The sequence below is a fragment of the Kribbella sp. NPDC051137 genome (assembly GCF_040682535.1).
GTDB lineage: Bacteria > Actinomycetota > Actinomycetes > Propionibacteriales > Kribbellaceae > Kribbella > Kribbella karoonensis.
Map to the genome: position 1 here is coordinate 154,623 of NZ_JBFBBI010000007.1, position 25,832 is coordinate 180,454.

The 25,832-nt window shown below is 69.1% G+C and carries 26 protein-coding genes; 17 read left to right on the plus strand and 9 right to left on the minus strand.

Going from position 1 to position 25,832, the window contains the following annotated elements; translation table 11 throughout:
• Positions 1-3: 3 nt before the first annotated feature.
• Positions 4-1,008, plus strand: a complete 1,005-nt coding sequence (locus AB0M51_RS36055) for a substrate-binding domain-containing protein (protein WP_344198461.1) — start codon at positions 4-6, stop codon at positions 1,006-1,008.
• 4 nt (positions 1,009-1,012) lie between these two features.
• Here the strand turns inward: AB0M51_RS36055 and AB0M51_RS36060 are convergent, their stop codons facing one another.
• A complete protein-coding gene (locus AB0M51_RS36060) occupies positions 1,013-2,005 on the minus strand; it encodes a LacI family DNA-binding transcriptional regulator (RefSeq protein WP_363752692.1) in 993 nt (330 codons plus the stop codon).
• A gap of 117 nt (positions 2,006-2,122) precedes the next feature.
• Between AB0M51_RS36060 and AB0M51_RS36065 the strand changes: the two genes are divergently transcribed.
• Genes AB0M51_RS36065 through AB0M51_RS36075 form a run of 3 tightly spaced genes read left to right on the plus strand, consistent with a single transcriptional unit; the run spans position 2,123 to position 4,498 of the window.
• Entirely contained in the window at positions 2,123-3,553 is a 1,431-nt protein-coding gene (locus tag AB0M51_RS36065; protein WP_344198457.1) for an NAD-dependent malic enzyme, read from the plus strand.
• Positions 3,550-3,933: a VanZ family protein gene (locus AB0M51_RS36070; protein WP_344198455.1), complete on the plus strand. Its 384-nt coding sequence runs from the start codon at positions 3,550-3,552 to the stop codon at positions 3,931-3,933. Before AB0M51_RS36065 ends, AB0M51_RS36070 begins: the two co-directional genes overlap by 4 nt.
• 7 nt (positions 3,934-3,940) lie before the next feature.
• On the plus strand, positions 3,941-4,498 hold the full coding sequence (locus tag AB0M51_RS36075) for a YqgE/AlgH family protein (protein WP_363752697.1): 558 nt from the start codon (positions 3,941-3,943) through the stop codon (positions 4,496-4,498).
• Positions 4,499-4,586: 88 nt separating this feature from the next.
• Here AB0M51_RS36075 and AB0M51_RS36080 read toward each other — a convergent pair whose 3' ends face one another.
• Positions 4,587-4,853: a DUF3039 domain-containing protein gene (locus AB0M51_RS36080; RefSeq protein WP_344198451.1), complete on the minus strand. Its 267-nt coding sequence runs from the start codon at positions 4,851-4,853 to the stop codon at positions 4,587-4,589.
• A gap of 121 nt (positions 4,854-4,974) precedes the next feature.
• On the opposite strand from AB0M51_RS36080, the gene AB0M51_RS36085 reads away from it, so the two are divergent.
• Positions 4,975-5,547: a Uma2 family endonuclease gene (locus tag AB0M51_RS36085; RefSeq protein WP_344198449.1), complete on the plus strand. Its 573-nt coding sequence runs from the start codon at positions 4,975-4,977 to the stop codon at positions 5,545-5,547.
• Between the two features lie 59 nt (positions 5,548-5,606).
• Positions 5,607-7,397 carry a DEAD/DEAH box helicase gene (locus tag AB0M51_RS36090; RefSeq protein ID WP_344198447.1) on the plus strand — a complete coding sequence of 597 codons (1,791 nt, stop codon included), beginning with the start codon at positions 5,607-5,609 and terminating at the stop codon, positions 7,395-7,397.
• Between the two features lie 45 nt (positions 7,398-7,442).
• Here AB0M51_RS36090 and AB0M51_RS36095 read toward each other — a convergent pair whose 3' ends face one another.
• On the minus strand, positions 7,443-8,192 hold the full coding sequence (locus AB0M51_RS36095) for a family 16 glycosylhydrolase (RefSeq protein ID WP_344198445.1): 750 nt from the start codon (positions 8,190-8,192) through the stop codon (positions 7,443-7,445).
• 47 nt (positions 8,193-8,239) lie between these two features.
• The gene (locus AB0M51_RS36100; protein WP_344198443.1) at positions 8,240-9,082 is read right to left on the minus strand and encodes a helix-turn-helix transcriptional regulator; all 843 of its coding nucleotides are present in this window, start codon (positions 9,080-9,082) and stop codon (positions 8,240-8,242) included.
• Positions 9,083-9,184: 102 nt separating this feature from the next.
• On the opposite strand from AB0M51_RS36100, the gene AB0M51_RS36105 reads away from it, so the two are divergent.
• Positions 9,185-9,913, plus strand: coding sequence for an SDR family NAD(P)-dependent oxidoreductase (locus AB0M51_RS36105; RefSeq protein WP_344198441.1), 729 nt, complete (start codon positions 9,185-9,187; stop codon positions 9,911-9,913).
• A 34-nt stretch (positions 9,914-9,947) separates the two neighbouring features.
• On the opposite strand, the gene AB0M51_RS36110 is transcribed toward AB0M51_RS36105, so the two are convergent.
• Both AB0M51_RS36110 and AB0M51_RS36115 read right to left on the minus strand, forming a co-directional pair.
• Positions 9,948-10,496 (minus strand): NUDIX hydrolase family protein, encoded by a 549-nt coding sequence (locus tag AB0M51_RS36110; RefSeq protein ID WP_344198439.1) that lies wholly within the window; start codon positions 10,494-10,496, stop codon positions 9,948-9,950.
• A gap of 14 nt (positions 10,497-10,510) precedes the next feature.
• The gene (locus tag AB0M51_RS36115; RefSeq protein WP_344198437.1) at positions 10,511-11,194 is read right to left on the minus strand and encodes an AraC family transcriptional regulator; all 684 of its coding nucleotides are present in this window, start codon (positions 11,192-11,194) and stop codon (positions 10,511-10,513) included.
• 120 nt (positions 11,195-11,314) lie between these two features.
• On the opposite strand from AB0M51_RS36115, the gene AB0M51_RS36120 reads away from it, so the two are divergent.
• The gene (locus AB0M51_RS36120; protein ID WP_344198435.1) at positions 11,315-12,076 is read left to right on the plus strand and encodes a phytanoyl-CoA dioxygenase family protein; all 762 of its coding nucleotides are present in this window, start codon (positions 11,315-11,317) and stop codon (positions 12,074-12,076) included.
• Between the two features lie 29 nt (positions 12,077-12,105).
• On the plus strand, positions 12,106-13,338 hold the full coding sequence (locus AB0M51_RS36125) for an MFS transporter (RefSeq protein ID WP_344198433.1): 1,233 nt from the start codon (positions 12,106-12,108) through the stop codon (positions 13,336-13,338).
• A 6-nt stretch (positions 13,339-13,344) separates the two neighbouring features.
• On the opposite strand, the gene AB0M51_RS36130 is transcribed toward AB0M51_RS36125, so the two are convergent.
• A complete protein-coding gene (locus AB0M51_RS36130) occupies positions 13,345-14,097 on the minus strand; it encodes a hypothetical protein (RefSeq protein WP_344198431.1) in 753 nt (250 codons plus the stop codon).
• A gap of 55 nt (positions 14,098-14,152) precedes the next feature.
• On the opposite strand from AB0M51_RS36130, the gene AB0M51_RS36135 reads away from it, so the two are divergent.
• Positions 14,153-14,797, plus strand: coding sequence for a helix-turn-helix domain-containing protein (locus AB0M51_RS36135; RefSeq protein ID WP_344198428.1), 645 nt, complete (start codon positions 14,153-14,155; stop codon positions 14,795-14,797).
• 59 nt (positions 14,798-14,856) lie between these two features.
• On the opposite strand, the gene AB0M51_RS36140 is transcribed toward AB0M51_RS36135, so the two are convergent.
• On the minus strand, positions 14,857-15,339 hold the full coding sequence (locus AB0M51_RS36140; RefSeq protein WP_344198426.1) for an Lrp/AsnC family transcriptional regulator: 483 nt from the start codon (positions 15,337-15,339) through the stop codon (positions 14,857-14,859).
• Positions 15,340-15,491: 152 nt separating this feature from the next.
• Between AB0M51_RS36140 and hppD the strand changes: the two genes are divergently transcribed.
• The 7 genes from hppD (at position 15,492) to AB0M51_RS36175 (ending at position 21,941) form a co-directional block, all read left to right on the plus strand.
• Entirely contained in the window at positions 15,492-16,694 is a 1,203-nt protein-coding gene (gene hppD, locus AB0M51_RS36145; RefSeq protein WP_344198424.1) for a 4-hydroxyphenylpyruvate dioxygenase, read from the plus strand.
• A 139-nt stretch (positions 16,695-16,833) separates the two neighbouring features.
• Positions 16,834-17,304, plus strand: coding sequence for a hypothetical protein (locus tag AB0M51_RS36150; protein WP_344198422.1), 471 nt, complete (start codon positions 16,834-16,836; stop codon positions 17,302-17,304).
• Positions 17,305-17,371: 67 nt separating this feature from the next.
• Positions 17,372-18,748 (plus strand): FAD-linked oxidase C-terminal domain-containing protein, encoded by a 1,377-nt coding sequence (locus tag AB0M51_RS36155; RefSeq protein WP_344198421.1) that lies wholly within the window; start codon positions 17,372-17,374, stop codon positions 18,746-18,748.
• A 128-nt stretch (positions 18,749-18,876) separates the two neighbouring features.
• Entirely contained in the window at positions 18,877-19,473 is a 597-nt protein-coding gene (locus AB0M51_RS36160; RefSeq protein WP_344198419.1) for a hypothetical protein, read from the plus strand.
• 48 nt (positions 19,474-19,521) lie between these two features.
• A complete protein-coding gene (cseB, locus tag AB0M51_RS36165) occupies positions 19,522-20,187 on the plus strand; it encodes a two-component system response regulator CseB (protein ID WP_185759410.1) in 666 nt (221 codons plus the stop codon).
• 17 nt (positions 20,188-20,204) lie between these two features.
• Positions 20,205-21,449, plus strand: coding sequence for a HAMP domain-containing sensor histidine kinase (locus AB0M51_RS36170; protein WP_344198417.1), 1,245 nt, complete (start codon positions 20,205-20,207; stop codon positions 21,447-21,449).
• A gap of 78 nt (positions 21,450-21,527) precedes the next feature.
• Positions 21,528-21,941, plus strand: coding sequence for a hypothetical protein (locus AB0M51_RS36175; RefSeq protein ID WP_344198415.1), 414 nt, complete (start codon positions 21,528-21,530; stop codon positions 21,939-21,941).
• A 54-nt stretch (positions 21,942-21,995) separates the two neighbouring features.
• Here AB0M51_RS36175 and AB0M51_RS36180 read toward each other — a convergent pair whose 3' ends face one another.
• Positions 21,996-25,748 carry an endo-alpha-N-acetylgalactosaminidase family protein gene (locus AB0M51_RS36180; RefSeq protein ID WP_363752714.1) on the minus strand — a complete coding sequence of 1,251 codons (3,753 nt, stop codon included), beginning with the start codon at positions 25,746-25,748 and terminating at the stop codon, positions 21,996-21,998.
• Positions 25,749-25,832 lie beyond the last annotated feature (84 nt).

A 25,832-nucleotide genomic window follows, 5' to 3' on the forward strand; every position in this document is an offset into this window, starting at 1 on the left:
GTCATGCGTTCTCTGAGAGTTCCCCTGGCCGCAGCAGCCGTCGCAGCGATCGTGCTGGCCGGCTGTGGGACCACCAACGAGCGGACCGCCGGCTCCTCGCCGGGCGCGTCCAAGTCCTGCAAGGGGGCCGACGGCAAGTACACGATCGGGATGAGCCAGGCGAACGTCGCCGAGCCCTACCGGCAGCGGATGGACGACGACATCAAGAACGCGGCCAAGGAGGTGCCGCAGTTCGACGTGAAGTTCGCGGACGCGGCGCAGGACAACGCCAAGCAGGTCGCGGACGTGGAGAACTACATCACCCAGCAGATCGACCTGCTGATCATCAGCCCGAACGAGGCGAAGCCGCTGACCGCGGTGGTGAAGAAGGCGTACGACAAGGGCATTCCGGTGATCGTGCTGGACCGGAAGGTCGAGGGCGACGCGTACACCGGGTTCATCGGCGGCGACAACGTGCAGATCGGCCGCGAGGCCGGGAAGTACATCGCGGAGAAGCTGCTGCCGAACGGCGGGAACGTCGTGGAGCTGAAGGGGCTGGCCGGCGCGACGCCGCAGGCCGAGCGGCACGAAGGGTTCGTCGAGGGGATCAAGGAGAACCCGAAGGTCAAGGTGATCGCGTCGGCGAGCGGTGACTGGCTGCGGGAGAAGGGCCAGTCGCAGATGGACGCGCTGCTGAAGGCGAATCCGAAGATCGACGTGGTGTTCTCGCACAACGACCCGATGGCCGAGGGTGCGTACCTGGCCGCGAAGGCGGTCGGCCGGGAGAAGGAGATGAAGTTCACCGGCATCGACGCGCTGCCGATCCCGTCCGGCGGCATCAAGGCGGTCGAGCAGGGGCGGCTGTCCGCGACCTTCACCTACCCGACCAACGGCAAGGAGGCGATCGCCGCCGCGAAGAAGATCCTGGTCGACTGCGGCACGATCCCGAAGACGCAGACGCTGCCGACACGCCTGATCGACCCGTCGAACGCCGCGAAGATCTACGCCGAGGAAAACCCCAACGGCTGAGGCGTCAGTGGTGAGAGCTGGCTCGGGCGATCAGGCGGGCGCCTAGGGTGGTGGCGGTGGGTGGGCGGGTGCTGTCGGCGATTCTCGCGAGCAGGAGGCGGGCGGCGACGGCGCCCAGCTCGTAGGCCGGTTGGGCGACGACCGTCAGCGGCGGGTCGACCAACGCTGCCCACGGGGCATCGTCGAAGGTGACCAGGCCGACGTCCCGGCCGGCTCGCACGCCACGGTCCTGCAGGGCTTGCAGTACGCCGACCGCCATCGCGTTGTTGGCGACGAGCAGTGCGTCCGGCGGCTCCGGCTGCGCGAGCAGGTCGAGCGCCGCCCGGTGCGCACCGGCTGCCTTGTACTCACTGCGCCGTACCAGCTTGGTCGTACTGCGCCGTCGCGCCGCCTTCAGCGCGTCCCGGTAACCGGCCAGCCGGTCGTCCGCGGTCCGCACTCCGGCCGGCCCGGTCACGCACCCGATCCGTTCGTAGCCCTGGGCAACCAGATGCGCGGTCGCCTCGCGGGCCGCCGCCCGGGTGTCGACCAGCACCACGTCGCTGTCCGCCCCGGGCAACGGCCGGTCCACCGCGACGTACGCCGTACCCCGTGAGGCGAGCTTCGCGACCGACGACTCCGGCCCGCTCGGCGACAGGATCACCCCGGCGACCCGCTCCTGCAGCGCGACGTCGAGGTACCGGCGTTCCTTCGCGACGCTCTCGTCGGAGTTGCACAGCACGACGGAGTACCCGACCTCGTGCGCGACGTCCTCGACGCCGCGGGCGATCGCCGTGAAGAACGGGTTCTCAACGTCGGAGATGATCAGCGCGACCACCGCGGCCTCCTGGCGGCGCAGGTTCCGCGCCGGGCCGTTCGGCTGGTACCCGAGCTCGGCGGCCGCGGTCCGGACCCGCTCGGCGAGGCCGGGATCGACCGTCGGCTTGCCGTTCAGAGCCCGGGAGACCGTTGCCGTGGATACCCCGGCGCGTGCTGCCACGTCGCTGACAGTCGGCACGTTCGCTTCCTTCCTGCTCCTGCCTGACCGAACAGTAGCGCGCCGAGTAATGGATTACCCGTGTTCTTAACGTACGGAACCGCCACGCCTTACCAGTGACATGAGAGGATCACCCGCGTGACTGCCTTGCCGAGTGTTTCGTACTCCATCACCGTTCGCCTCGAGGTGCCCGCGGGCGGCTCGACGGTGAGCAAGCTGACGACCGCGGTCGAGCAGGCCGGCGGTCTGGTCACCGCACTCGACGTGACCGCCTCCGGCCACGAGCGGCTGCGGATCGACGTGACCTGTGCCGCGGCCGACACCGAGCACGCCGGCCGGCTGGTCGAGGCGATGCGCGCGGTGCCGGGCGTGGAGATCGGCCGGGTCTCGGACCGGACCTTCCTGATGCACCTCGGCGGGAAGATCTCGATGGAGGCCAAGCACCCGATCCGCAACCGGGACGACCTGTCGATGATCTACACGCCGGGTGTCGCGCGGGTCTGCCTGGCGATCGCGAACAACCCCGACGACGCCCGCCGGCTGACCATCAAGCGGAACAGCGTCGCGGTCGTCACCGACGGTTCGGCCGTCCTCGGCCTCGGCAACATCGGCCCGAAGGCCGCGCTGCCGGTGATGGAGGGCAAGGCCGCGTTGTTCAAGCGGTTCGCCGGGATCGACGCCTGGCCGCTGTGCCTGGACACCCAGGACCCGGACGAGATCGTCTCGATCGTGAAGGCGATCGCGCCGGGCTTCGCGGGGATCAACCTCGAGGACATCTCCGCGCCGCGCTGCTTCGAGATCGAGGCCCGGTTGCGTGAGGAGCTGGACATCCCGGTCTTCCACGACGACCAGCACGGCACGGCGGTGGTCGTGCTCGCGGCGCTCTACAACGCGCTCCGCGTGGTCGGCAAGGACATCACGAGCGTCCGGGTGGTGCTGTCCGGCGCCGGCGCTGCCGGTACGGCGATCCTCAAGCTGCTGCTCGCCGCGGGCGTGAAGGACACGGTCGTCGCGGACATCGACGGTGTCATCCACCCCGAGCGCGACGGCCTGTCGCCGGAGCTGCGCTGGATCGCGGAGAACACCAACGCGGCCAAGTACAGCGGCAACCTGAAGGGCGCGCTGTCCGGTGCCGACGTGTTCATCGGCGTCTCCGCGCCGAACCTGCTGACCGGCGCCGACATCGCGACCATGAACGACGACGCGATCGTGTTCGCGCTGGCGAACCCGACACCCGAGGTCGACCCGGCCGAGGCCGGCGAGCACGCGGCCGTGGTGGCCACCGGCCGCAGCGACTACCCGAACCAGATCAACAACGTGCTGGTCTTCCCCGGGGTGTTCCGCGGTCTGCTCGACGCGCAGTCGTCGAAGGTGTCGGTCGACATGGAGCTGGCGGCCGCGAAGGCCCTCGCCGGTGTGGTCACCGACGAGGAGCTGAACGCGACGTACATCGTTCCCAGCGTCTTCCATCCGGAGGTGCACACCCGGGTCGCGCACGCGGTCCGGGACGCGGCCGGCGGCAAGGCTCCGGCACACGAGAGCTTCCCGGACGACGCGCCGGCCCTGTGACCGTCACCACCGAGCAAAGATCACAGGCCTCGACCTGGGTCTGGCGGATCGCCTTCGTCGCGGCGGTGGCGTTGCAGCTGTACGGCGTCTACGCGCCGCGCGAGGCCGGCCCGAACGTGGGTATCCCGCAGATCGACAAGGTCGCGCACTGCCTGCTGTTCGGCGCGGTCGCCTTCACCGGTTTGAAGGCCGGCGTACCGGCGCGCTGGTTGCTCGGGACACTGGCCGCGAACGCGGTGGTCAGCGAACTGGTGCAGCACTGGTTCCTGCCGCAGCGCGACGGTGACCCGTTCGACGCGCTCGCCGACCTCACCGGGGTCGCGCTCGGTGCCTGGCTGGCGACGTTGCGGCGCCCGCGGGTGCCCCGCCGTACGCCATGATGGAGACATGACGGTCTCGACCCTGACCGGATCGCTGCTGGTGGCGACTCCGTTGCTCGACGAGCCGCCGTTCCGTCGCTCGGTGATCCTGCTGCTGGACCACGACGACGACGGCGCGCTCGGGGTGGTGGTGAACCGGGCCGCGGACCTGTCCGTGGACCGGGTACTGCCGAACTGGTCGACGGCCGTGGACGAGCCCGGCGTGCTGTTCATGGGCGGTCCGGTCGGCACCGACAGCGCGCTCGCGGTCGCCGAGGTGGCCGCGGACACCGACCCGCCCGGCTGGCGGGAGTGCTTCGGGCGGATCGGGCTGGTCGACCTCGACGTACCGCCGGAGCTGCTCGAGGGCGCGATCACCCGGATGCGGATCTTCGCCGGGTACGCCGGCTGGTCCGGCGGTCAGCTCGAGGGCGAGATCGCCGAGGGCGCCTGGTACGTCGTGGAGTCGGAGCCGGCCGACGTGTTCGGCCACGACCCGGAGACGCTGTGGCGACGGGTGCTCCGCCGCCAGAACGACCAGATGGCCTACGTGTCGACGTACCCCGACGACCCGAACCAGAACTAGGGCATGTCTGACAATCCATCGCCTACTGCGGAGCACTCGGCACGGCACCTCCTCGCTACGGCGCTGGATTGTCAGACATGCCCTAGGGCTACTCCTCGCCGCCCTCGTCACCGGGGTTGAGCGAGTCCCAGATCTCCTTGCACTCCGGGCAGACCGGGAAGCGCTGCGGGTCGCGGCTCGGCACCCACACCTTGCCGCACAGGGCGACCACGGGCGTGCCCATCACCATCGCCTCGGTCAGCTTGTCCTTCGGCACGTAGTGCGAGAACCGCTCGTGATCACCAGGCTCGGCCGGCGAGGTCTGGGTCCGCTCGTCGACAACCGTCTCCGCGCCGGGGGTCAGCTGAGTACTCATACCCCCGAGTGTAGGACGTGTCACCAGCCGATCAGGAACTTTTCCACAGCTCGGGGAATCCCGGGGCAACCAGGGGCAGATCACGGCATGTTCTCTGTCGTGACCGACCGAAGGAGGCAGGATGAGTCTCGTGGAACCTCTCCCGACGCAACCCACGGTGCCCTGGCAGCCGTTCAAGGCGCTGACCAAGGACGATCTCGATCGGATGCCCGATGACGGCCACCGGTACGAGCTCATCGACGGGGCGCTGCTCGTGACTCCGGCGTCGGCCGTCCGGCATCAGATCGTCGCCGCCAACCTCAACGATCTACTCAGGCGGGCCTGCCCGGCCGAGCTGCTGGTGCTGTTCGCGCCGGTCGATGTGGTGCTGGCGACAGACACAGTGCTGCAGCCTGACCTGGTGGTTGCCGAGCGAGAGGCTTTCGGGGAGCGAGACCTACCGACCGCACCGCTGCTGGCTGTCGAGGTGCTGTCGCCCAGCACGCGCCGCATCGATCTGATGCTGAAGTGGTCGCGCCTGGAGACAGCGGGGTGTGCGGCGTACTGGGTGGTGGATCCCGACACGCCGAGTCTGATCGCCTGGGAACTGCAGGACGGGGCATATGTGCAGGTCGCGAAGGTCGCCGGGGACGAAGCGGCACACCTCACGAGCCCGTTCGAGGTGACGGTGGCGCCTGCTGATCTGCTCTCGTAACCGATCTCGGGTAACCTTCCTGCCCGGCACACTGTCGACCTTCGGGGGAGTAGCTGTCTGTGGATTCGCACGTGCCGGCCAATCCTGCTGTCCTGCCACCGGCCTACCCGGACCGCGCTGCGTGGGGTACCGCGAGCAAGCTGCGCGCCTGGCAGGCCGAGGCGCTGCAGCTGTACCTCGACAGCAACCCGCGGGACTTCCTCGCGGTCGCGACACCGGGCGCCGGTAAGACGACCTTCGCGCTCACCGTGGCCGCCGAGCTGCTGCACCGGCGGCTGATCGAGCGGATCACCGTGGTGACGCCGACCGAGCACCTCAAGGTGCAGTGGGCGGACGCCGCGGACCGGGCCGGGATCGCCATCGACCCGGCGTTCGCCGGACGTCGCGGGAAGACCAACAAGGACTATCAGGGCGTCGCGGTCACGTACGCCGGGGTCGCGGTGAACCCGCTGGCCTTCCGGGTCCGGACCGAGCGGTTCAAGACCCTGGTGATCCTCGACGAGGTGCATCACGGCGGCGACGCGCTGAGCTGGGGCGACGGCGTCCGCGAGGCGTTCGAGCCCGCCGCCCGCCGGCTCTGCCTGACCGGTACGCCGTTCCGCAGCGACGACAACCCGATCCCGTTCGTCACGTACGAGGAAGGCCACGACGGCGTCGCCCGGAGCAAGGCGGACTACACCTACGGATACGGTCACGCGCTCCGCGACCACGTCGTACGGCCGGTCATCTTCATGTCGTACTCGGGCGAGATGCGCTGGCGGACCAAGGCCGGTGACGAGGTCGCCGCGCGGCTGGGCGAGCCGCTGACCAAGGACCTGACCGCGCAGGCGCTGCGGACCGCGCTGGACCCGGCCGGCGAGTGGATGGGTGCCGTGCTGGCGGCCGCGGACAAGCGGCTGACCGAGGTACGGCGGCACATGCCGGACGCCGGCGCGCTGGTGATCTCGGGCGACCAGAACACGGCCCGTGCGTACGCGAAGACGCTCCGGGAGATCACCGGGGAGTCGCCGACCGTCGTGCTGTCGGACGAGAAGTCGGCGAGCAAGAAGATCGCCAAGTTCTCCGAGGACGAGTCGCGCTGGATGGTCGCGGTCCGCATGGTGTCCGAGGGCGTCGACGTACCGCGGCTCGCGGTCGGGGTGTACGCGACGCCGACCTCGACGCCGCTGTTCTTCGCGCAGGCCGTCGGACGGTTCGTGCGGGCCCGGAAGCGTGGTGAGACGGCGTCGGTGTTCGTGCCGTCGGTGACCCGGCTGCTCGGGTTCGCGGCGGAGATGGAGGTCGAGCGCGACCACGTCCTCGGCCGGAAGAACAGCAACGAGGACGGCGACATCTTCGCCCTCGAGGACGACCTGCTGAAGCAGGCGAACCAGGCCGAGGGTGCGAGCGACGAGCTCGAGGGGAACTTCGAGGCGCTCGGCTCGGACGCCAGCTTCGACCGGGTCGTGTTCGACGGCGGCGACTACGGCACCGGCGGCGAGAACGCGTCGGACGAGGAGCTGGACTTTCTGGGACTGCCCGGCCTGCTGGAGCCGGACCAGGTCCGCGAGCTGCTGCACAAGCGCCAGCAGAAGTCGCTCGCCGCGCAGAAGAAGTCTTCCCGTACGACGGCCGAGCGTGAGGACCCGACGCCGGCCGAGCTGGCCACGCACGAGCAGATCGCGCTGCTCCGTCGTGAGCTGAACGGTCTGGTCGCGGCTTGGCATCACCGCACGGGCCAGCCGCACGGCGTCATCCACAACGACCTGCGTCGCAAGCTCGGCGGTCCGGCCGCGGCGCACGCGTCGTCGATCCAGCTGAAGGAACGGATCGAGCTGATCCGCGACTGGGCGACGCAGCGGCGGGCGTGATCCCCGAGGCCCAGCACCCCGCCCGAGGTGCTGGGCCTCAGTCTGTCAGGGGCGGTACACGTGCACGTAGTCGATCTGCATCGACTCCGACGTCACGGTGGGTGGGATCTTCCCGAACACGAACAGGTCCAGGATCAACGCGTCGCCGGTGCCGCCGTACGCACCCTGGCGACAGACTTCTGTGCCGTCGACGTACCACACCGTCTGGTCCGGTCCCAGCTTCTCCGCGATCGTGTGCCAGTCGCCGGTGAGGTCGGTCGGCGCCTCGTACTTGCAGCTGCCGCCGGGTGCCTGGTGGTTCGTGAGGTACAGCGTGTTGTGATTGTCGCTGTAGAACTCGTAGGTGTCCTGCTCGTTCGAGCCGTTGCCGTTCCAGGTCCACGTCGAGGGCCAGAAGCCCTGCGCCGACGGGAGTTTCAGCCGCGTCTCGACGTAGTCACCGGGCTGCACGAGGAACGAGTTCGACGGCTCGTGTCCGCACGCCTGACCGGTGGTGATCAGTGCGCCCGACCACTCGTAGCCCGGGGCCGGGTTGTTCTTCGTCGCGGTCATCGTGAGCTTGCCGTCGCGCACGGACAGCGCGTCCCAGGTGTGCCACTCGAGCTGGTCGTTGCTCTTGTTCCCGAGGCACTGGTCGCCTTCGGCGTTCGAGTGGATCGCCCATTTCGTCCGGTCGATCGCCGGACCGTCGAAGTCGTCGGCGAACACCAGCTTCCCCGGCTCTGCCGCGTCCGCGGCCCGGAGAGGGACGACCAGCAGTCCGAGTACCACCACAGCCGTAAGTAACTTACGCATCAGGCAACCCTCTCCGTCGGAAAACAACGGATCAAACAGTCGCTTGATCAGGGCTTGGTTGTCAACTCCTGCGTGCCGATCACGTCGAGCAGCCGGATCGCCTGGTCCGACGGCGATCCCGGCTCGGCGGTGTACAGCACCACCCGCTGGTCGCGTTCGGGGACGACGAGCACCTCGCAGATCACGTCGATCCGCCCGACCTGCGGATGGAAGATCGTCTGGCACAACGACTGCTGCCGCCCGACCTCGTGCCGTGCCCAGATCTCCGCGAACTCGGGGCTACCGCGCCGCAGGTCGTCGACCAGCCGTGCGAGTTCCGGGTCGTCGGGGTACGTGCTGGTCGCGGCCCGCAGGTCCGCCGCGGCTTCGTGGGCGAACTCGCGGGTCGCCGCCTCGCCGAACAACTCCGTCTGCCGATCGGTCAGGAACCGCAACCGCAGCAGGTTCCGCTGCCGCGGCGGCATCGCCGAGAAGTCCGTGATCAGCGCGGCCGCGAGCGGATTCCACGCCAGTACGTCGTACTTGGCGTCCAGGACCAGGCCCGGTACGTCGAGGCGCGCGAGCATCCGCAGTACGCCGGAACGCACCTCCGTCGGCGGACCGGGCGGCGGTCCGGGCTGCTCGCCGGCCAGCCGGAACAGGTGGTCGCGCTCGACGTCCGACAGCCGGAGCGCGCGGGCGAGACCGGTCAGCACCGGGCGGGACGGCCGCGGGCCACGGGCCTGCTCGAGGCGCGTGTAGTAGTCGGTCGACATGGTCGCGAGGCTCGCCACCTCCTCGCGGCGGAGGCCGGGGGTACGACGCCGCAGTCCGGCGGGAAGTCCTACGTCGGACGGTCGCAGCGCCTCCCGGCGTACCCGGAGGAACTCCGCCAGCGCATCGCGATCCACGCTCCCAGGATCGCAGGCGGTCGCCGACGGTATCCAGGGACTGCCGGTCCCAGGGTCGGCCCGCTCTGCCTCGGGACGACCAGGGACCGCAGCGTTGAGGACATGAACACGAACAAGGTCGCGCTCGTCACGGGCGCCAACAAGGGCATCGGCAAGGAGATCGCGCGGCAGCTGGGGGAGCGCGGGTTCACCGTGCTCGTCGGGTCGCGGGACGCGGAACGCGGTGCGGTGGCGGTCAAGGAACTGGTTGCCGAGGGCCTCGATGCGGTCGCGCTGCCGGTGCAGGTGACCGCCGCGGAGTCGGTGCGGGCCGCGGCGGCTCAGGTGGAGTCGGCGTACGGGCGGCTCGACGTACTGGTGAACAACGCGGCGATCATCCCGGCAGGGGACGGGGCGGTGTCGGAGGTGGCGGGCGACGTACTGCGGTCCGCGTTCGAGACCAACGTGATCGGGCTGGTCGGGGTGACGCAGGCGTTCCTGCCGTTGCTGCGTCGCGCCGCCTCGGCCCGGATCGTGAACCTGTCGACGTCGCTGGCGTCGTTCGCGCAGGTCGGGGACCCGGAGTCGCGGATGTCGACGGTGCTGACGCTCGGGTACAACTCCTCGAAGACGGCCGTGAACATGGTCACGGTGATGCTCGCCAACGAGCTCCGCGGCACCGGCATCCTCGTGAACGCCGCCGACCCCGGCAACTGCGCGACCGACATGGGTGGCTGGTCTGCCGCCCGCACTCCTGCCCAGGGCGCGGCAGTGGCCGTCCGGTTGGCGACGCTGGACGCGAACGGTCCTACCGGGCAGGTGTACGCGGAGGAGGGCCGCCTGCCCTGGTGAGACACTCGCGGCCTCGCGCGGGGCCGCGGTGGGGTCAGACGATGGCGCCGGACCAGGCGAGGGCCTGCTTGAGGAGCTGGCCGCGGCCGCCTTCGAGGTCGTTCAGGAGGCTCGGTGCCAGGGCCTCCTCCGGCGTCAGCCAGGTCAGCTCCAGGGCGTCCTGGCGCGGGTTGCACTCGCCGGTGACCGGTACGACGTACACCAGCGCGACGGCGTGCTGCCGCGGGTCGTGCAGCGGGGTCATCCCGGGGAACGGGAAGTACTCCGCGACGGTCACCGGGACCAGCGTCGCGGGCAGCCGCGGGAACGCCGCCGGGCCGAGATCCTTCTCGATGTTGCGCTGCAGCGCGTCCCGGATCGACTCGTTGTGCAGCACCCGGCCGGAGACCAGCGTGCGGATGATCTCGCCGGTCGCGGCCGAGGTCCGCAGCAGCACCCCGATGTGCTCGATCTGCCCCAGGGCATCGACCCGGGCCGGCACGGCCTCGACGTACAGGATCGGGACCCGCGTCCGGGTCTCGGCAAGCGCGAACTCGGACAGCCACCCAGGATTCGGATCAGGCGTTTGCACAGACGACGTCATGACCACATCTTTGCTTACGGCCTGAAAGCGGATCGGTACTGGGAGGGGCTGAGGTCGAATGTCGAGCGAAATCTTCGCGTTGCGTGGCTCGGGTCATGCCAGCCGACCAGTGCGCCAATGGTGGCGACGGGGAGTTCGGTCTCGATCAGCAGGCCGGCTGCGCGCTCGGCGCGGATGCGGTTGAGGTAGGCCATCGGCGACATCCCGACGGCCTTCCCGAACACCCGGATCAAGTACCCGGGAGCGAGGTTGACCCGGGCGCCCAGCTGCTCGAGTGTCCACGGCTCGGCCAGGTCAGCCTCGAGCACCCGCATCGCATGCTGCACCGCCGGGTGCACCGCGGGGCCTACCGCCCGTCCCGCCCCGGCCAGCCCAGCGCCGACCAGTCCAGCACCTCCCGGCACCAGCGCTCCGGACAGCAACCCGAACACATCCGGTCCCAGGTAGGCGTTGCGCACGACCAATCCGGCGCATTCGGCATACCCGTGCCACTCACCCGGCCGGATCACCACCACCGAGTCCGGCGACAACTCCACCTCACCCGCCGCGGACACGTGCCTCCCGCGCCCAGCGACCACCACCGCGATCTCGAAGAACGCGTGACTGTGCACAGCCACATCCGCAACCAGCTCGATCCGCTCACCCGCGACCGGCAGCCGCGGATCCGGGAACACCTCACTGCTCAGCACGTTGTGCACAGCCGCTCCCAAGGAGGTGAATTTCCGTCAACCCGAGGTCAACCACATCCTGTCCCCGCAGCCTTCGTGCCGCGACCCTGGAATCACCTTCCAGTACGACGGAATCCGAGGAGCAGACCGATGACCACCACCGACCCTACGGCACCAGCCACCCTCGACGACGAGACGATTTCCGCCTATCGCCGGGACGGCGTCGTCCGGATCCGGAACATCATCGGCCGCGACGAGGCCGCCCGGTTCGCGGCCGCGGCGACCGAGTGGACCGGCGGGGCCGAGGACCTGTTCAAGGAGTCGAAGATCTTCAACCAGTACGTCAACGTCTGGCGGCGGAACGACGTACTCAAGGAACTCACCCTCGACCCGCGGCTCGCCGCCGCCGCGACCACGCTGGCCGGCGTGCCGGTCCGGATCTGGCACGACCAGCTGCTGATCAAACCCCCGCACAACGGCGCCGCGACCGAGTTCCACCAGGACGCGCCGTACTGGCCGCACGCCGGCTCCCGCGCCTCGTTGTCCGCCTGGGTCGCGCTCGTCGACGTACCGGTGGAGCGCGGCTGCATGACGTTCATCCCCGGCTCGCAGAACCACCAGGACCTGCGCAGCCAGGACCTGTCCGACCGCGACGACATGTTCCGCGCGGCGCCCGACCTGCGCTGGGAGCAACGGCTGACGATCCCGCTGCAGGCGGGCGACTGCACCTTCCACAACGCGTACCTGGCGCACTCCGCGACGCCGAACTTCACCGACGACCCGCGGATCGCGCACGTGAACATCTACATCGACGCGGAGGCGACGTACACCGGCGCCGGTCACGTCGTCACCGACGGCCTCGGCCTGACCGTCGGCGCGCCGCTCGATCACGAGCTCTTCCCGGCGGTTTGAATTTCCATGACGTGACATAAGTTGTCTGCGTGCGTCTGCTCACCGACATCCGCCCGCTGCGTGAGTCCGCCGACTTCCGGCGGCTGTGGATCGGGTCGACGGTGTCCCAGCTCGGTCAGCAGATGACCGCGGTCACGGTCTCGATCCAGGTGTACGCGCTGACCCACTCGACGTTCGCGGTCGGGCTGGTCGGGCTCTGCTCGCTGGTCCCGCTGATCGTCTTCGGGCTGTACGGCGGTGCGATGGCCGACGCGATCGACCGCCGTACGCTCGCGCTCGTCTCGTCGACCGGGCTGTGGCTGCTGTCGATGGTGCTGGTCCTGCAGTCGCACCTCGACTGGGGACAGGTGGGAGTCCTGTACGGCGTGGTCGCCTGCCAGTCGGCGTGCTTCGCGGTGAACAACCCGGCCCGGTCCGCGATCATCCCGCGACTGATCCGGCCGGAACTGCTGCCGGCCGCGAACACGCTCAGCCAGGCCGCGTTCAACCTGGGCTTCACCGCCGGGCCGCTGCTCGGTGCCGCGGTGATCGCCTGGCAGGGATTCGCCGCGGCCTACCTGGTTGATGTCGTGACCTTCACCGCGGCGCTGTACGCGCTGTTCCGGCTGCCTCCGGTCCCGCCGACCGGCGAGGTCCGGCGGGCCGGGCTGCGGTCGGTGCTCGAGGGGTTCACGTTCCTGCGCGCGGCCCCGGCGCTGCTGGCGACCTTCCTCGCGGACATCCTCGCGATGGTGTTCGCGCAGCCGCGGGCGCTGTTCCCGGCGGTGGCCGGGGCGTTCTTCGGCGGCGGCGTGCGGACCGTCGGCGTACTGCAGGCCGCGCCGGCGATCGGGGCCCTGATCGGCGTGCTGTTCTCCGGGTGGGTGACCCGCGTCCGCCGTCAGGGTGTCGCGATCGTGCTCGCGATCACGGCGTACGCCGCGGCCGTCGGGCTGTTCGGGCTGTCCCGGACGATCTGGCTGGGCGTCGCCCTGCTGGCGATGTCCGGGGCGGCCGACATGGTGAGTTCGGCGTACCGGAACACCGTGCTGCAGTCCGCGGCGCCGGACGCGATGCGCGGACGGCTGCAGGGTGTGTTCATCGTGGTGGTCGCGGGCGGGCCGCGGCTCGGGGACTTCGTGGTCGGCACGACGTCCTCGCTGACCAGCCCGACCGTCGCGCTGCTCGGCGGCGCCGCGGTCTGCGTCACCGGGCTGCTGATCCTGCTCGCCCGGAACCGTCCGTTCCGGGTGTACGACGCGCGGACCCGGGCGCTGAGCTGAGACGGCCTAGCCGCCGGTGGCGAGCTTCTTCAGCACCGTGAACCAGGAGTCCATGTCCGGGTTGATCGCGGTCATCTCCTTGCCGCCGACCGTGACCAGCTTGCGGTCGCCGAGGGGTTTCTTCAGCTTGATCGGGGTCACCGAGATGTTGCTGTCCGGCGGGCACGGTACGTCGCTGTCGAGGTACACCTTGATCTGGGTGTCCTCCTGCTCGACGCGCAGGTCCGAATCGCACTTGCCGCGGCTGCCGATCACCAGGTCGGCCTCGTCGTACTTCGGGGCGTTCTGGATCCACTTCAGGTACTTCGGCCGCTTGCCCTTCACCAGTTGGTAGTACTGCACCGGCTGCGGGTTCTTCTCGTCCGAGTATCCGGTGCCGTCGCTGAGGAACGTGCCGTAGATCATGTCGTAGCACGGGTCCTTGGCGTCAGGGCCGTCGATCGCGCCGAACGCCCGGGCCGCCTTGTAGCAGCCGACCGCCTCGCGGTTCAGCGAGAAGATGTTGAAGCCGATCAGTGCGATCGCGCCGAGCACCATCGCGATCGCCAGCATCCGGCGGGACCGCAGCTGCCGCGGACCGAGGACGCCGGCCGCCCGGCGGGACTCCTCCGAGGTCGGGTGGTCGGGCAGCGGGGCGGTGCGGAACAGCGCCATGATCGAGCTCGTCCACTGCGGGTTGATGATGGTTGGAACGGCATAGACCAGTATCAGGACCACGATCACGAGCACAGCGGGGAGCAGCGACCAGTAATTTCGCACGGCAGCAAGATACGGGCCCATCGGTCCGCGCCCGAATAGCGGATACGCTTACCGGGTGCCAGCCGAGACCTCGCAGACGCTCGACCGGGGACTCACCGTCCTCGAGTTGCTGGCGGACGCCCCGGACGGGCTGTCCATCACCGAGCTCGCGGCAGCGCTGGGAGTCAGCCGGACGGTGGTGTACCGCCTGGTGAACACGCTGGAACTGCACCGGCTGGTGCGCCGGGACAGCGAGGGACGGGCCCGGCTCGGCCTCGCCGTACTGCACTACAGCCGGCGCGTGCAGCCCACGCTCCGCGACGCCGCCCTTCCGGTACTGCGTTCGCTGGCGGAGGACACCGGCGCCACCGCGCATCTGACCGTCGCCGACGGCGAGGAGGCGCTGGCGATCGCGGTGGTCGAGCCGAGCTGGACCGACTACCACGTGTCCTATCGGATGGGCTCCCGGCACGCGCTCGACCAAGGTGCGGCCGGTAAGGCGATCCTCGCCGGCCGCCGCAAGCCCGACCCCGCCGGCCGCCCCTTCGTCATCACCGCCGGCGAACTGCAGGCCGGCGCCCAAGGCGTCTCCTCCCCAGTCCTCGGCGTCCCCGGGGTGGAGGCCTCGATAGGTGTCGTGGTCCTGGGCAAACTCGACCGCGACTTCGTCGGCCCGCGGGTGGCCCGCGCCGCCGTCGAAGTCGCCAAACGTCTCGCCTGAAGACGGACGCCCGCCAACCTCGTGCGCTTCGGCCGCCTGGGCAGCGCCCGGACGGCCGGCTAGTGAGTGGCGGAGGTCCGCGTCGCCGCCTCGACCAGCGGCAGTACCCGGTGCGGGATCTGCTCGGCCAGGGCGATCACCGTCGACGCTCTTTGGATGCCCCGGACGATGACGACCTGGTCGATCACGCGTTGGAGGTCGGCGTTGGAGCGGGCGACGATGCGGCACCAGAGGTCCTCGGCGCCGGTGATGGTGTGGACTTCCAGGACCTCCGGGATGCGGGCCAGCGCTTCGGCGACGGTGGTGTGACCTGAGCCCTGCTCGATCTGGAGTGTGGCGAACGCCGTCACCGGATAGCCGATCGCGGCGGTGTCGATGTCGGGGCCCCAGCCTCGCACCACCCCGTCGCGCTGCAGCCGGTCCAACCGAGCCTGGACGGTGCCTCGGGCGACCCCTAGGCGCCGTGACGCCTCCAGTACGCCGACCCGCGGTTCGGCGGCGAACAGCTTGAGGATCCGGGCATCCAGCGCGTCGACGGACATACGAATCCTCCACTGATAGTCAGACTGACCAAATAGCCTAGCCATGTCCAGAAGAGACTGGTCAACCTGCCTACTGGAACAGGGAAGTGTTGCGCAACCTGCCCTCCGCGCACAAGGCTCGGTCTACCGATCCGAGACCCGGAGGAGCACCGATGACCAGCACCGACCTCACCCCTGCAGAGCTCGACGCCGATCTCGACCTCGACCAGCTGAAGCAGCTCGTCGGCCTGGTGCCGTACGACGAGAGCACCGACCCGTTCCCGGTCACCGCGATGGACGCCGTGGTGTTCGTGGTCGGCAACGCGACCCAGACCGCGAAGTGGTACCAGCTCGGCTTCGGCATGGACCTGGTCGCGTACTCCGGCCCGGAGACCGGCAGCAAGGACGCGAAGTCGTACGTCCTGAAGTCCGGCTCCGCGCGCTTCGTGATCTCCGGCGGCGTCGGCCCGCGGAGCGCCCTGCTCGACCACCACCGCAAGCACGGCGACGGCGTCGCGGACATCGCCCTCGAGGTCCCGGACGTGGACAAGTGCATCGCGCACGCCCGCAAGGTCGGCGCGGTCGTCCTCGAGGAGCCGAACGACGTCACCGACGAGCACGGCACGGTCCGGCGCGCGGCGATCGCGGCGTACGGCGACACCCGGCACACGCTGATCGACCGCAGCAGGTACGACGGACCGTACCTCCCGGGCTTCGTCGCCGCGCAGACCCAGGTACAGCGCCCCGCGGACCACCCGAAGCGCCTCTTCCAGGCCGTCGACCACGTGGTCGGCAACGTCGAGCTCGGCCGGATGGACGAGTGGGTGGCGTTCTACAACAAGGTGATGGGCTTCGTGAACATGGCGGAGTTCATCGGCGACGACATCGCCACCGACTACTCGGCGCTGATGAGCAAGGTCGTCGCCAACGGCAACCACCGGGTGAAGTTCCCGCTGAACGAGCCGGCGGTGGCGAAGAAGAAGTCCCAGATCGACGAGTTCCTCGAGTTCTACGACGGCGCCGGGGCGCAGCACATCGCGCTCGCCACCAACGACATCCTGCGCACCGTCGACATCATGCGGGCGAACGGCGTGGAGTTCCTGAACACCCCCGACTCGTACTACGAGGACCCGGAGCTGCGGGCCCGGATCGGCGAGGTCCGGGTGCCGATCGAGGAACTGCAGTCGCGCGGCATCCTGGTCGACCGGGACGAGGACGGCTACCTGCTGCAGATCTTCACCGCGCCGATCGGCGACCGCCCGACGGTGTTCTACGAGCTGATCGAGCGGCACGGTTCGCTGGGCTTCGGCAAGGGCAACTTCAAGGCGCTGTTCGAAGCGATCGAGCGCGAACAGGAGCGCCGCGGCAACCTGTGAACGATCAAAACCTTGCTGCTGGCAACTGGACACGGCGTGTCGCCGTCCGATTACCGGAATGACTGTCCGGGCAGGCTCTGTTCGCGTAGTGTGCCTTCCTGAGTGCGCGTCGGGGCGTGTGCTCAGGAAGGGTTTCGTCATGAAGACACTGGGCCTGCTGCTCAGCACCGCCGGTGTGGGGGTGGGCGCGATCGCCCTCTCCGCGATGCCGGCCGCGGCGGTCAACGCCGCCAGTTGCTCCGGCGCGACATCCATCGCGTCGGCGCCGATGCTGCGAAATCACCAGCCGCCGAGCTGGGGCACGATCCGGCTTGTCCGGGACAGTTGTTCGCAGTACTGGGCCGAGATCACCATGGCGTCGCCGGTGGTGGCGAACGCCAAGGCCAACGCCTTCCTGGTGCAGTCCGGCGGCGGTAACAACGGCCGGGTGCTCAGCTGCGACAGCAGCGGGGGCAACGGTGCCGTCATCCAGGGCCAGCGCACCTGCCGGACGCCGAAGGTGAAGGCCACCAGCGGAAGCATCACGTTCACCGCGATCGGCCGCGAGTACCACAACTACGGCGGCGGCTACCAGGAGATCTCGGAAAACGCCACCAAACGCACCCGCTGAGACCAGGAGAGCGTCTGAGCGCGCTCCGGGTGAGCAGTACCGCGCAGTAGTTATTAGGCTCGGCGGTATGAGTGAGGTTGTCGAGCAGCTGCGTCAGGTGCTGCCGCCCGAGGCGTTGGTGACCGATCCGGACCGGATGGAGAGCTACCGGTACGACCGGGCGATGTTCTGCCCGGCCGGGATGCCGCTGGCGGTGGTGCTGGCCCGGGAGACCGCGCACGTGCAGGCGGCGGTGCGGGTCGCGCACGAGGCCGGCGTACCGATCGTCCCGCAGGGGGCGCGGTCCGGCCTGTCCGGCGCCGCCAACGCCCTGGACGGGTGCATCGTGATCTCGCTGGAGAAGATGGACCGGATCCTGGCGATCGAGCCGGTCGACCGGTACGTCGTCACCCAGCCGGGCGTCTACAACGCCGTCCTGTCCCGGGCGGTCGCCGAGCACGGACTGTTCTACCCGCCGGACCCGTCCAGCTGGGAGTTCTGCTCGATCGGCGGCAACCTGTCCACGAACTCGGGCGGCCTGTGCTGCGTGAAGTACGGCGTGACCACGGACTACGTGCTCGGCCTCGAGGTCGTGCTCGCCGACGGCCGGGTGCTGCGGACCGGCCGGAAGACCGTGAAGGGCGTGGCCGGGTACGACCTGGCCAAGCTGATCGTCGGCAGCGAGGGCACCCTCGGCATCATCACCGAGGCGACCCTGATGCTCCGCCCGGCGGCCGCCAAGCCGCGGACGATGGCCGCACTGTTCGCCGACGGCGTCGAGGCCGGGAACGCGATCCTGGAGATCATCCGCAGCGGCGTCTCGCTGAGCCTGCTGGAGATCATGGACCGGACCACGATCCAGGCAGTGAACAAGTACAAGCGGATGGACCTGCCCGAGGAGGCCGGCGCGATGCTGATCGCGCAGTCCGACGCGGGCGGCGAGGCGGGTGCGGCCGACGTCGCCGCGGTAGCGAAGCTCTGCCGCGACCAGGGCGCGCTGGAATGCATCGAGGCCGAGGACGACGCGGAGGGCGAGCTGCTGCTCGAGGGCCGCCGGGTGGCGCTGACCGCCTTGGAGCAACTCGGTACGACGATGATCGACGACGTCGCGGTACCGCGGTCCAGGCTGGCGGAGTTCATCGGCCGGCTGGAGCAACTGTCCGCGGAGCTGGACATCACGATCGGCGTCCTCGGGCACGCCGGTGACGGGAACATGCACCCGACGGTGGTGTTCGACCAGGCCGACCCGGCGCAGGCCGAGCGGGCGCAGCAGGCGTTCGAGCAGGTGATGGCGATCGGCCTCGAGCTCGGTGGCACGATCACCGGCGAGCACGGCGTCGGCGTCCTGAAGCGGACCTGGCTGGCCGAGGAGATCGGCCCGGTCGCGCTCGACGTCCACCGGGCGATCAAGAGCGCGCTGGACCCGAAGAACCTGCTGAACCCGGGCAAGATCGTGGCCGGCTGACGCTGTGACGTAACCGCAACACAACTGCCGAACCCGTTCGACGTCCACGGCCATCGAATGTGACGTCGGGACTGGAGCATAGGAAGCTCGAACTCGCGGAGGACCGGATGCTGGGTAGGAGGCGCCCGATGGGTTGGTGGCGCCGTACCGTACTCCCGGCTGTCGCCGCCGTGGTCGCGACGTGCGTGCTCGCCGGCTGCGGGAACGGCGGCGGACTGCGGGTCGAGGGCCCCGAGTCACCGCCGGACACCCCGACGCCGTCGGTCGAGATCGGCTCCGGGACCCCCTCGCCGCACCCGGTGCGGACCCCGGAAGTGGCCGTTGACCTGTACAAAGTCCGGTCCCGGCTGCTCGCCGACAAGCGCCTGTCCGGGTACGACCGGACAGTGCTTTCGAATTGCACGGTGATTTCGCGTTGCCTCAGCAGGGGTAAGACCGTTGATGTATTGCACAGCGGTACACCTCAGCAGATCGTCCTGATCCACACCCTGGACAAGTTCGTCTTCGGTATCTTCCTGATCGCCGTCGAGCCCTCGGGCCCGCGGCCGATCTGGAACCTGGATGTCGAGCAGCCGACCGTGAACGCCAGCCCCCAGGGGGACCTGGTGGTCGAGTCGAAGATCTTCACGATCAACGACCCGGTCTGCTGCCCGTCGGGTCGCCGGGTCGAGGTCTACCGTTGGAACGGTCGGCAGATGATCAAGGTGAGCTCGACGGACCAGTAGGGAGACTGAAGTTCGGTGGTACCGGAAGAACCGGCAGCGCGCATTCTCATGGTTGAGGACGACGCGGTGATCCGTGAGGCGACCCAGTTGACCCTCGAGCGGCACGGCTACGACGTGACCACGGCCGAAGACGGCCTGGAAGCGATCGAGCGATTCGAGAAGATCCACCCGGACGTCGTGATGCTGGACATCATGCTGCCCGGGCTGGACGGGATCTCGGTGTGCCGGCGGATCCGCGAGACCAGCACGGTCCCGATCGTGATGGTGTCCGCGCGCGGCGACGCGCTCGACGTCGTCCTCGGCCTGGAGGCCGGCGCGGACGACTACGTGACCAAACCGTTCGACACCCAGGTGCTGGTGGCCCGGCTGCGGGCGGTGATGCGGCGCGCGGTCTCCGATCCGGAGCGCCCGGCACCGGCGGCCGGTTCCGGCGTCGAGTCGTTCGGCGACCTCGAGCTGGACCGGGAGGCTCTGGAGGTACGCCGTGGCGGCGCGACCGTCCAGCTGACGCCGACCGAGCTCAAGCTGCTGATCGAGTTCGCGAACAACCCGGGCGTGGTGCTCAGCCGCTCGACGTTGCTGCAGCGCGTCTGGGACTACGAATGGGGCGGCGACGGCCGGCTGGTCGACGTACACCTGCAGCGGTTGCGGACCAAGATCGGTGCCGACCGCATCGAAACCGTCCGCGGCTTCGGGTACAAGCTCCGGGCGTAGCGGATGGGACCTAGCTGATGGGACTGCGCGGCAAGCTCGGTCTCATCTTCCTGCTGGTCTCGTCGCTCGCGATCCTGGTGCTGTGTATCGCGGTCTACACCCAGGCCCAGTCGGCCCGGCTGGACCGGACGCGCAGCTTCGCGGACGAGCGGATCCAGCTCGCGGCGCAGAGCTACGACACCAACGACGTACCGGTGTTCGGGGCGAAGCTCGACGATCCGGATCTGCCGCCGCAGCTGCGGGACGCGGTGCTGTCCGGGAAGCGGGCGACGTTCAAGACCGGGTCGCCGCACGCCAAGATGTGGGCGGCGGTCGCGGTCAAGGACGGCAAGGTGCTGTCGATCGAGCAGGACTACGACAACACCGACGACTCGATGCAGGCGCTCCAGCAGGCGCTGATCCTCGGCGGTATCGGCACGGTCGCGCTGGTCGCGCTGGTCAGCGTGATCCTCGCGGGCAGCCTGTCGAAGAGGATCGTCGCGGTCGCCGGTACGGCGCGGCGGATCGCGGCGGGCGACCTCGACGCGTCCGCGGCCGAGGCCGTTGGCAAGGGCAAGGACGAGGTGCAGTCGCTGGCGACGGCGCTGGACACGATGGCCAGCTCACTGCGTGGTCAGTTGGAGGCGGAACGGCGGTTCACCGCGGACGTGGCTCATGATCTGCGGACGCCGGTCACCGGCCTGACCACCGCGGCCGAGTTGCTGCCACCGGGGCGGCCGAGTGAGCTGGTCCGGGACCGGGCGAAGGTACTGCGGCGGCTCGTCGAGGACCTGCTGGAGATCGCCCGGTTCGACTCCGGCGTCGAGCAGGCGGACCTGGAGCTGGTCGGGCTCGGCGCGTTCGTCGGGTCCGCGGTCGGCCGGTTGCGGATGCAGCAGGCGCTCGCGGCCGACGACGTGATCGTGCATCTCACGGGGCCGGACGAGACGGTGTCCACCGATTCCCGGCGGATCGAGCGGATCCTCGCGAACCTGATCGTCAACGGGCTCCGGCACGGCAGGCCGCCGGTCGAGGTGACGGTCAGCGGGCGGACCGTCGAGGTGGTTGACCACGGCAACGGATACCCGGAGGAACTGATTGCCGAAGGCCCGCGCCGGTTCCGTTCCGGGATGGCCGAACGCGGTGTCGGGCACGGCCTCGGGCTGACCATCGCAGCCGGTCATGCGAAGGTTCTCGGCGCCGAGCTCACGTTCGGCGAAGCGCCCGGCGGGGGTGCCCTGGCGCGGCTCGTGCTGCCCGCCGGACCTGAGACGGAGTCGTAACACAACGCATCAACCTTTCGCCCGCGCGGCGCGTCTTCTCCTCTGAAACACCAACAAAACGAGGGGAATCCAGTCATCATGCGTACTCAGTTCGTTCGTCGTACCGCCGCCACTTTCGCCGGTGTCGCGCTGGCCGCTGCCGGTCTCGGCGTCGCCGGTGCCCTGCAGGCCGACGCCGCTACGACCCAGGTCGCGGCCGTCAGCACGCCGGCCGTGGCGAAGTCGATCACGATCAAGGCCGCCGGCACCTACGTCCCGCTCTGGGCGAAGGTCCCGCTGACCGGCAAGGTCACCGGCATCGCGAAGAACACCGTCGTCCAGGTGCAGCGCCTGCAGAACGGCAAGTGGGTCAACTTCCCGGCCACCACGAAGGTGACCAGCAAGGGCACGTACTCGGTATGGGTCGCCAGCGGCCGGGCCGGCGTCAACAAGTTCCGGGTCGTGGCCGCGAAGACCGCGAGCCCGTCGGTCTCCATCACCTACGTCAAGTGAGACCTGCAGCGGCGCCACTTCCCCAGGGGGCGGGAAGTGGCGCCGCTGTGCTGTTCAGTGGGTGCCGTAGACGTTGAACTCGGCGGCCGACCCGAAGACCGCGCCGTTGAGTGAACTGGTGCCGACGAACTTCACGTACCTGCCGGGCTTGGCGGTGAAGTCCAGCCGCTGGACGGCGATCGAGTCCGGGAACTCGCCCGTCGCCACCGGCGTCCCCCAGTCCTGCCCGTCCGCACTCACGTACAGCTCGTACCCCTTGAACATCCCGTTCGTCCCGCTCTGCCGGGGCAGGTAGCTGAACCCGTTCACCTGGTACGTCGACCCCAGGTCGAGCGTCATGAAGTGCGGGAACCCGGCCGGCGTACTGACCTGGGACCAGGCGGAATGCCAGATGGTGCTGGGGTTCCCGTCCAGCGCCATCGTCGCCGCACCGCCGGTGGCGACATCCTCGCTGTCGACGTCCACCACCGTGATCCGTGACTGCGGAACGATCCCCGGCGGCAGCACGGTCGCCTCCGCGGTGATCGCCGCCCGGCCACCTGTTGCCGTCAGCATGTACTTTCCTTCCGGCGTACCAGCCGGCGGAGTGACGTCCCACGTGGTGGAAACGGTCGCACCAGCAGCAACCGTGGCGTGCGTCGCCGGACTGGTTGCCGTGACGGTCCACCCGTCCGGCGCCGTCAGACCGAGCGTGATGTTGCTAGCGGCGACCACATCGTTGTTGGTGAACGTGGTGGTGACGGTGTTCGCCTCACCGGACACCAGACCGGTCAGCCCGGTGACCGCGACGGACGTGCAGTCCGCCGGCTCCGACGTCGTACCGAGATCGGTCACGGCGAAGTTGTCCATGACGAAGTCGGTCTGGTCGCCGCCGTCGGTGAGCTTCCGCAGCCCGACCCAGTAGTCGCCGCCACATCCGGCCACGAACTCCTGGTCGAACGTCGCCTTCGTCCGCTGCTCACCGATCGGCGTCGCCTTCACCTCGACGGATCCCGGCCGGTCGACGCCCTGGACCCACGCGTACTGCCCGGCACGACCACTCTCGTAGTCGAAGTTGACCTTGTACTTGTGCCCCGCCTGGAAGTTCACCGTCCACGGCGCGGTCCGGTACACGAGGCCCTCATTCTCTTCGTGGGACTTCAGCGACCAGGTGCCGTCCAGCACGTCGTCGACCAGCTTCCCGTTCCAGCCGGCCTGTGTGTACGGCGCATGCTTCTTGGCCAGCACCGTCCGTGGATCGGTGACCCCGCCCGCGTCGCCCTTGATGAACGGGCCCCACCCCTGGTCGACGTCCTCGAACCTCTCAGCCGCTTGAGGCGCGGCGGTCTCGACCACGCGCACATCGTCAAGGCGCACCTGCCCGTCACCAGCTGCTGCCCCGATGGCCAGGTCCGCGGTGCTTCCCTTGGCCTGGAAGAGCACTCGCACTCGCTGGTAGTACATGTCGTGCTTGTCGTCTGCCGCCACCATGTTCTTCACGGTGGACCGGTTCACCACGTTCTTCACCCCGTCGACAGAGATGGTGGTCGGACGGTTCGCCTCCACCCAGGCCGACGCGCTGTACGTGCGTCCCGCCGACAGCCCGGTAATGCGCTGCGTCAACGCGGAAGCCTTCTTCCCGAGCTGCGCGACGTGCTGCCCGTTGTCCAGCGTCGCGATGCTCGCCCCGCCGGTCGCGTTCCATGCCGCGAGGTTGCCCGCGTTGAAGCCAGGGTCCTTCACGTGCGTGCCTTCACCCCAGTTCACCGCCCGCGGCTGTGGCGCGGCCACCGGGTAGATCACGTACGGCTTGCCCGGAATCGCGTCGACCGTGATGGCGCCGTGGTTCGCTCGGACGGTGGTCGGCTTGGTGCGGCCGGTGTCGCTCAGCTGGTACGCCGTGAACGTCTGCACTCCGGCGAACGCCGCCGGCAGCTGCCAGGTCGTCCGGCCGCCGGCCGGGTTGTAGTGGTACAGCTTCTTGTTGTTGTCCCACGGCAGCAGGTACTTGTCGCCGTCCAGCACCTTAGCGTTCCCGACGTACACGGCCCGCTTCCCGTTCTCGACCGCGCCGCGTACGCCGCCCGTGAACGTGATGTCGTCCGCGTTCCAGTCGAGGATCTTCTGCTGCTGCAGGAACTTCGCCGGCAGGTTGCGCTGCCAGATGTTGTTGTAGAACGCGTTCCAGTCGGTCTCGCCGGTCCAGCCCTCGAACTCGACGATGGCCGACTGCCCGAGGATCGGGTCGTTGTTCCAGACGTCCTTCTCGTGGTTCCGGACGAACCGGATGATCTTCGAGTTCAGCCCCTTGTTGGTCGGGCCGCCGTAGTCGAGGTCGTTCGCCCAGTGCGACCACAGCGACGTCCGCTCGTGCTTGTCGGCCCACTCGGTCGCGATCTGCCAGCCCTGCGCGGCGAGCTGCCGGGTGAGGCCGTCGGCGAGCCAGCCGGACTGGTAGTACACGTCGATGTACAGCTCCTGCAGGTTCTTGTCGGTCTCGTCGCGCAACTGCTGGAACCGCTTGACGATGTTGCCGGAGGCAAGGTCCGGGCGCTGCTTGATGTAGTAGCTCTGGTTCAGCCAGTTCCAGCCCTTGGCGTTCTTGTCGACCAGGTCCTCGCTGAACGCGTTCGCCTCCGGGTACGACTCGGTCGCGTTGACGTGCACGCCGAACGCCGCGTTCCATGCCTTGCCCTGCTTGAGCAGCGTGTTCAGATCGGTCAGGCCGCCGGCGCGGAGGTTGTAGTTGCCGCCGTAGTCAGGGTGTCCCGAGTCGTGCCCCTCGGACGCGTATCCCTTCAGCAGCGCCATCTGACCGAGCCCGTCGGTGGACAGCGAGATCCGCTTGACGTCGTCGAGCGTCCGCAGGAACGGATGCGTGGCCTGGCTGGCGAAGTTGAACGGGATGTGTGTGATCACCCGGTCCTTGACCTGGTCGCCGCCGTTCGGCTCGACCATGATCGATCGGAACGCGATCGCGCCGTCCTCCCAGTCCACGGTCTTGTCGTTGTTCGCGTCTGGGGTGACCACGACTTTCGCCCAGGGGAGCGGCTCGGTGTACGGCGAGGTGTCGGCGCGGTACGTCCATTGGCCGCTCCAGACGCCGACCCGGGTACTGCCGTCGCTGTCCTTGCGGGCCTGGTGCCAGAACCGGGCGCCGTCGTCGACCGACGGCCCGGACGGCTTGTCGTACGTCGAGTTCGACTCGATGCCCGCGGCCAGCCCGCCGGTGTTGACGAACGCGTACGCCGCACCCGTCGGGGACGTCTCCACCGGGGTGTCGGCGGTGACCGGCGTGATCTTGTCCGCAGTCCGCGTCGAGTCCGGATCCAGCGTCGTGAACGCGGTCGTCGCGCCGGTGTCCGTACTCGCCACCGACACCAGGTCCTGGTGGGGGATGTCGATGGTGTGCACGCGGGTCGTCGCGGTGTCGCGGACCGCGTCGACCGTGAACGTCGTCACCCGGCCTGCGACGCTCAGGCTGGTGTCCAGCTCGACGCCGGGCAGCGCGTCGAAGCCGAGCGTGTACGACGCCTTCGTGTCGCTGATCGCCGCCGGCGCGACGAGGTGCGCGGTGCGGGCGACCCCGTCGATCGTGACCGTCGAGATCGCGTCCGGTTGTCCGCCGAGCGCCTGCCCGGAGGCGTTGTCGACGTACCTGATCACCCGTGGGAAGTCCGCCCCCACGGTGACCGTCAGCTCCGGCGACCGCAGTTGCCGGTCGCCGTCCGCCTGTTGTGCTGGTTGGGCCTGCGCGCCGGCCGGCGCGATCAGCACAGCGGCGGCCATGGCTACTGCCAGTACTCCACACCCCACTGAACGTTTCATGCCGACGAAGTTCGCACGTAACAGCAAGATCGTCAAGAGAAACGAACACTAATGAACAACATTCGCCTCGCCTTCGCCAGCGAC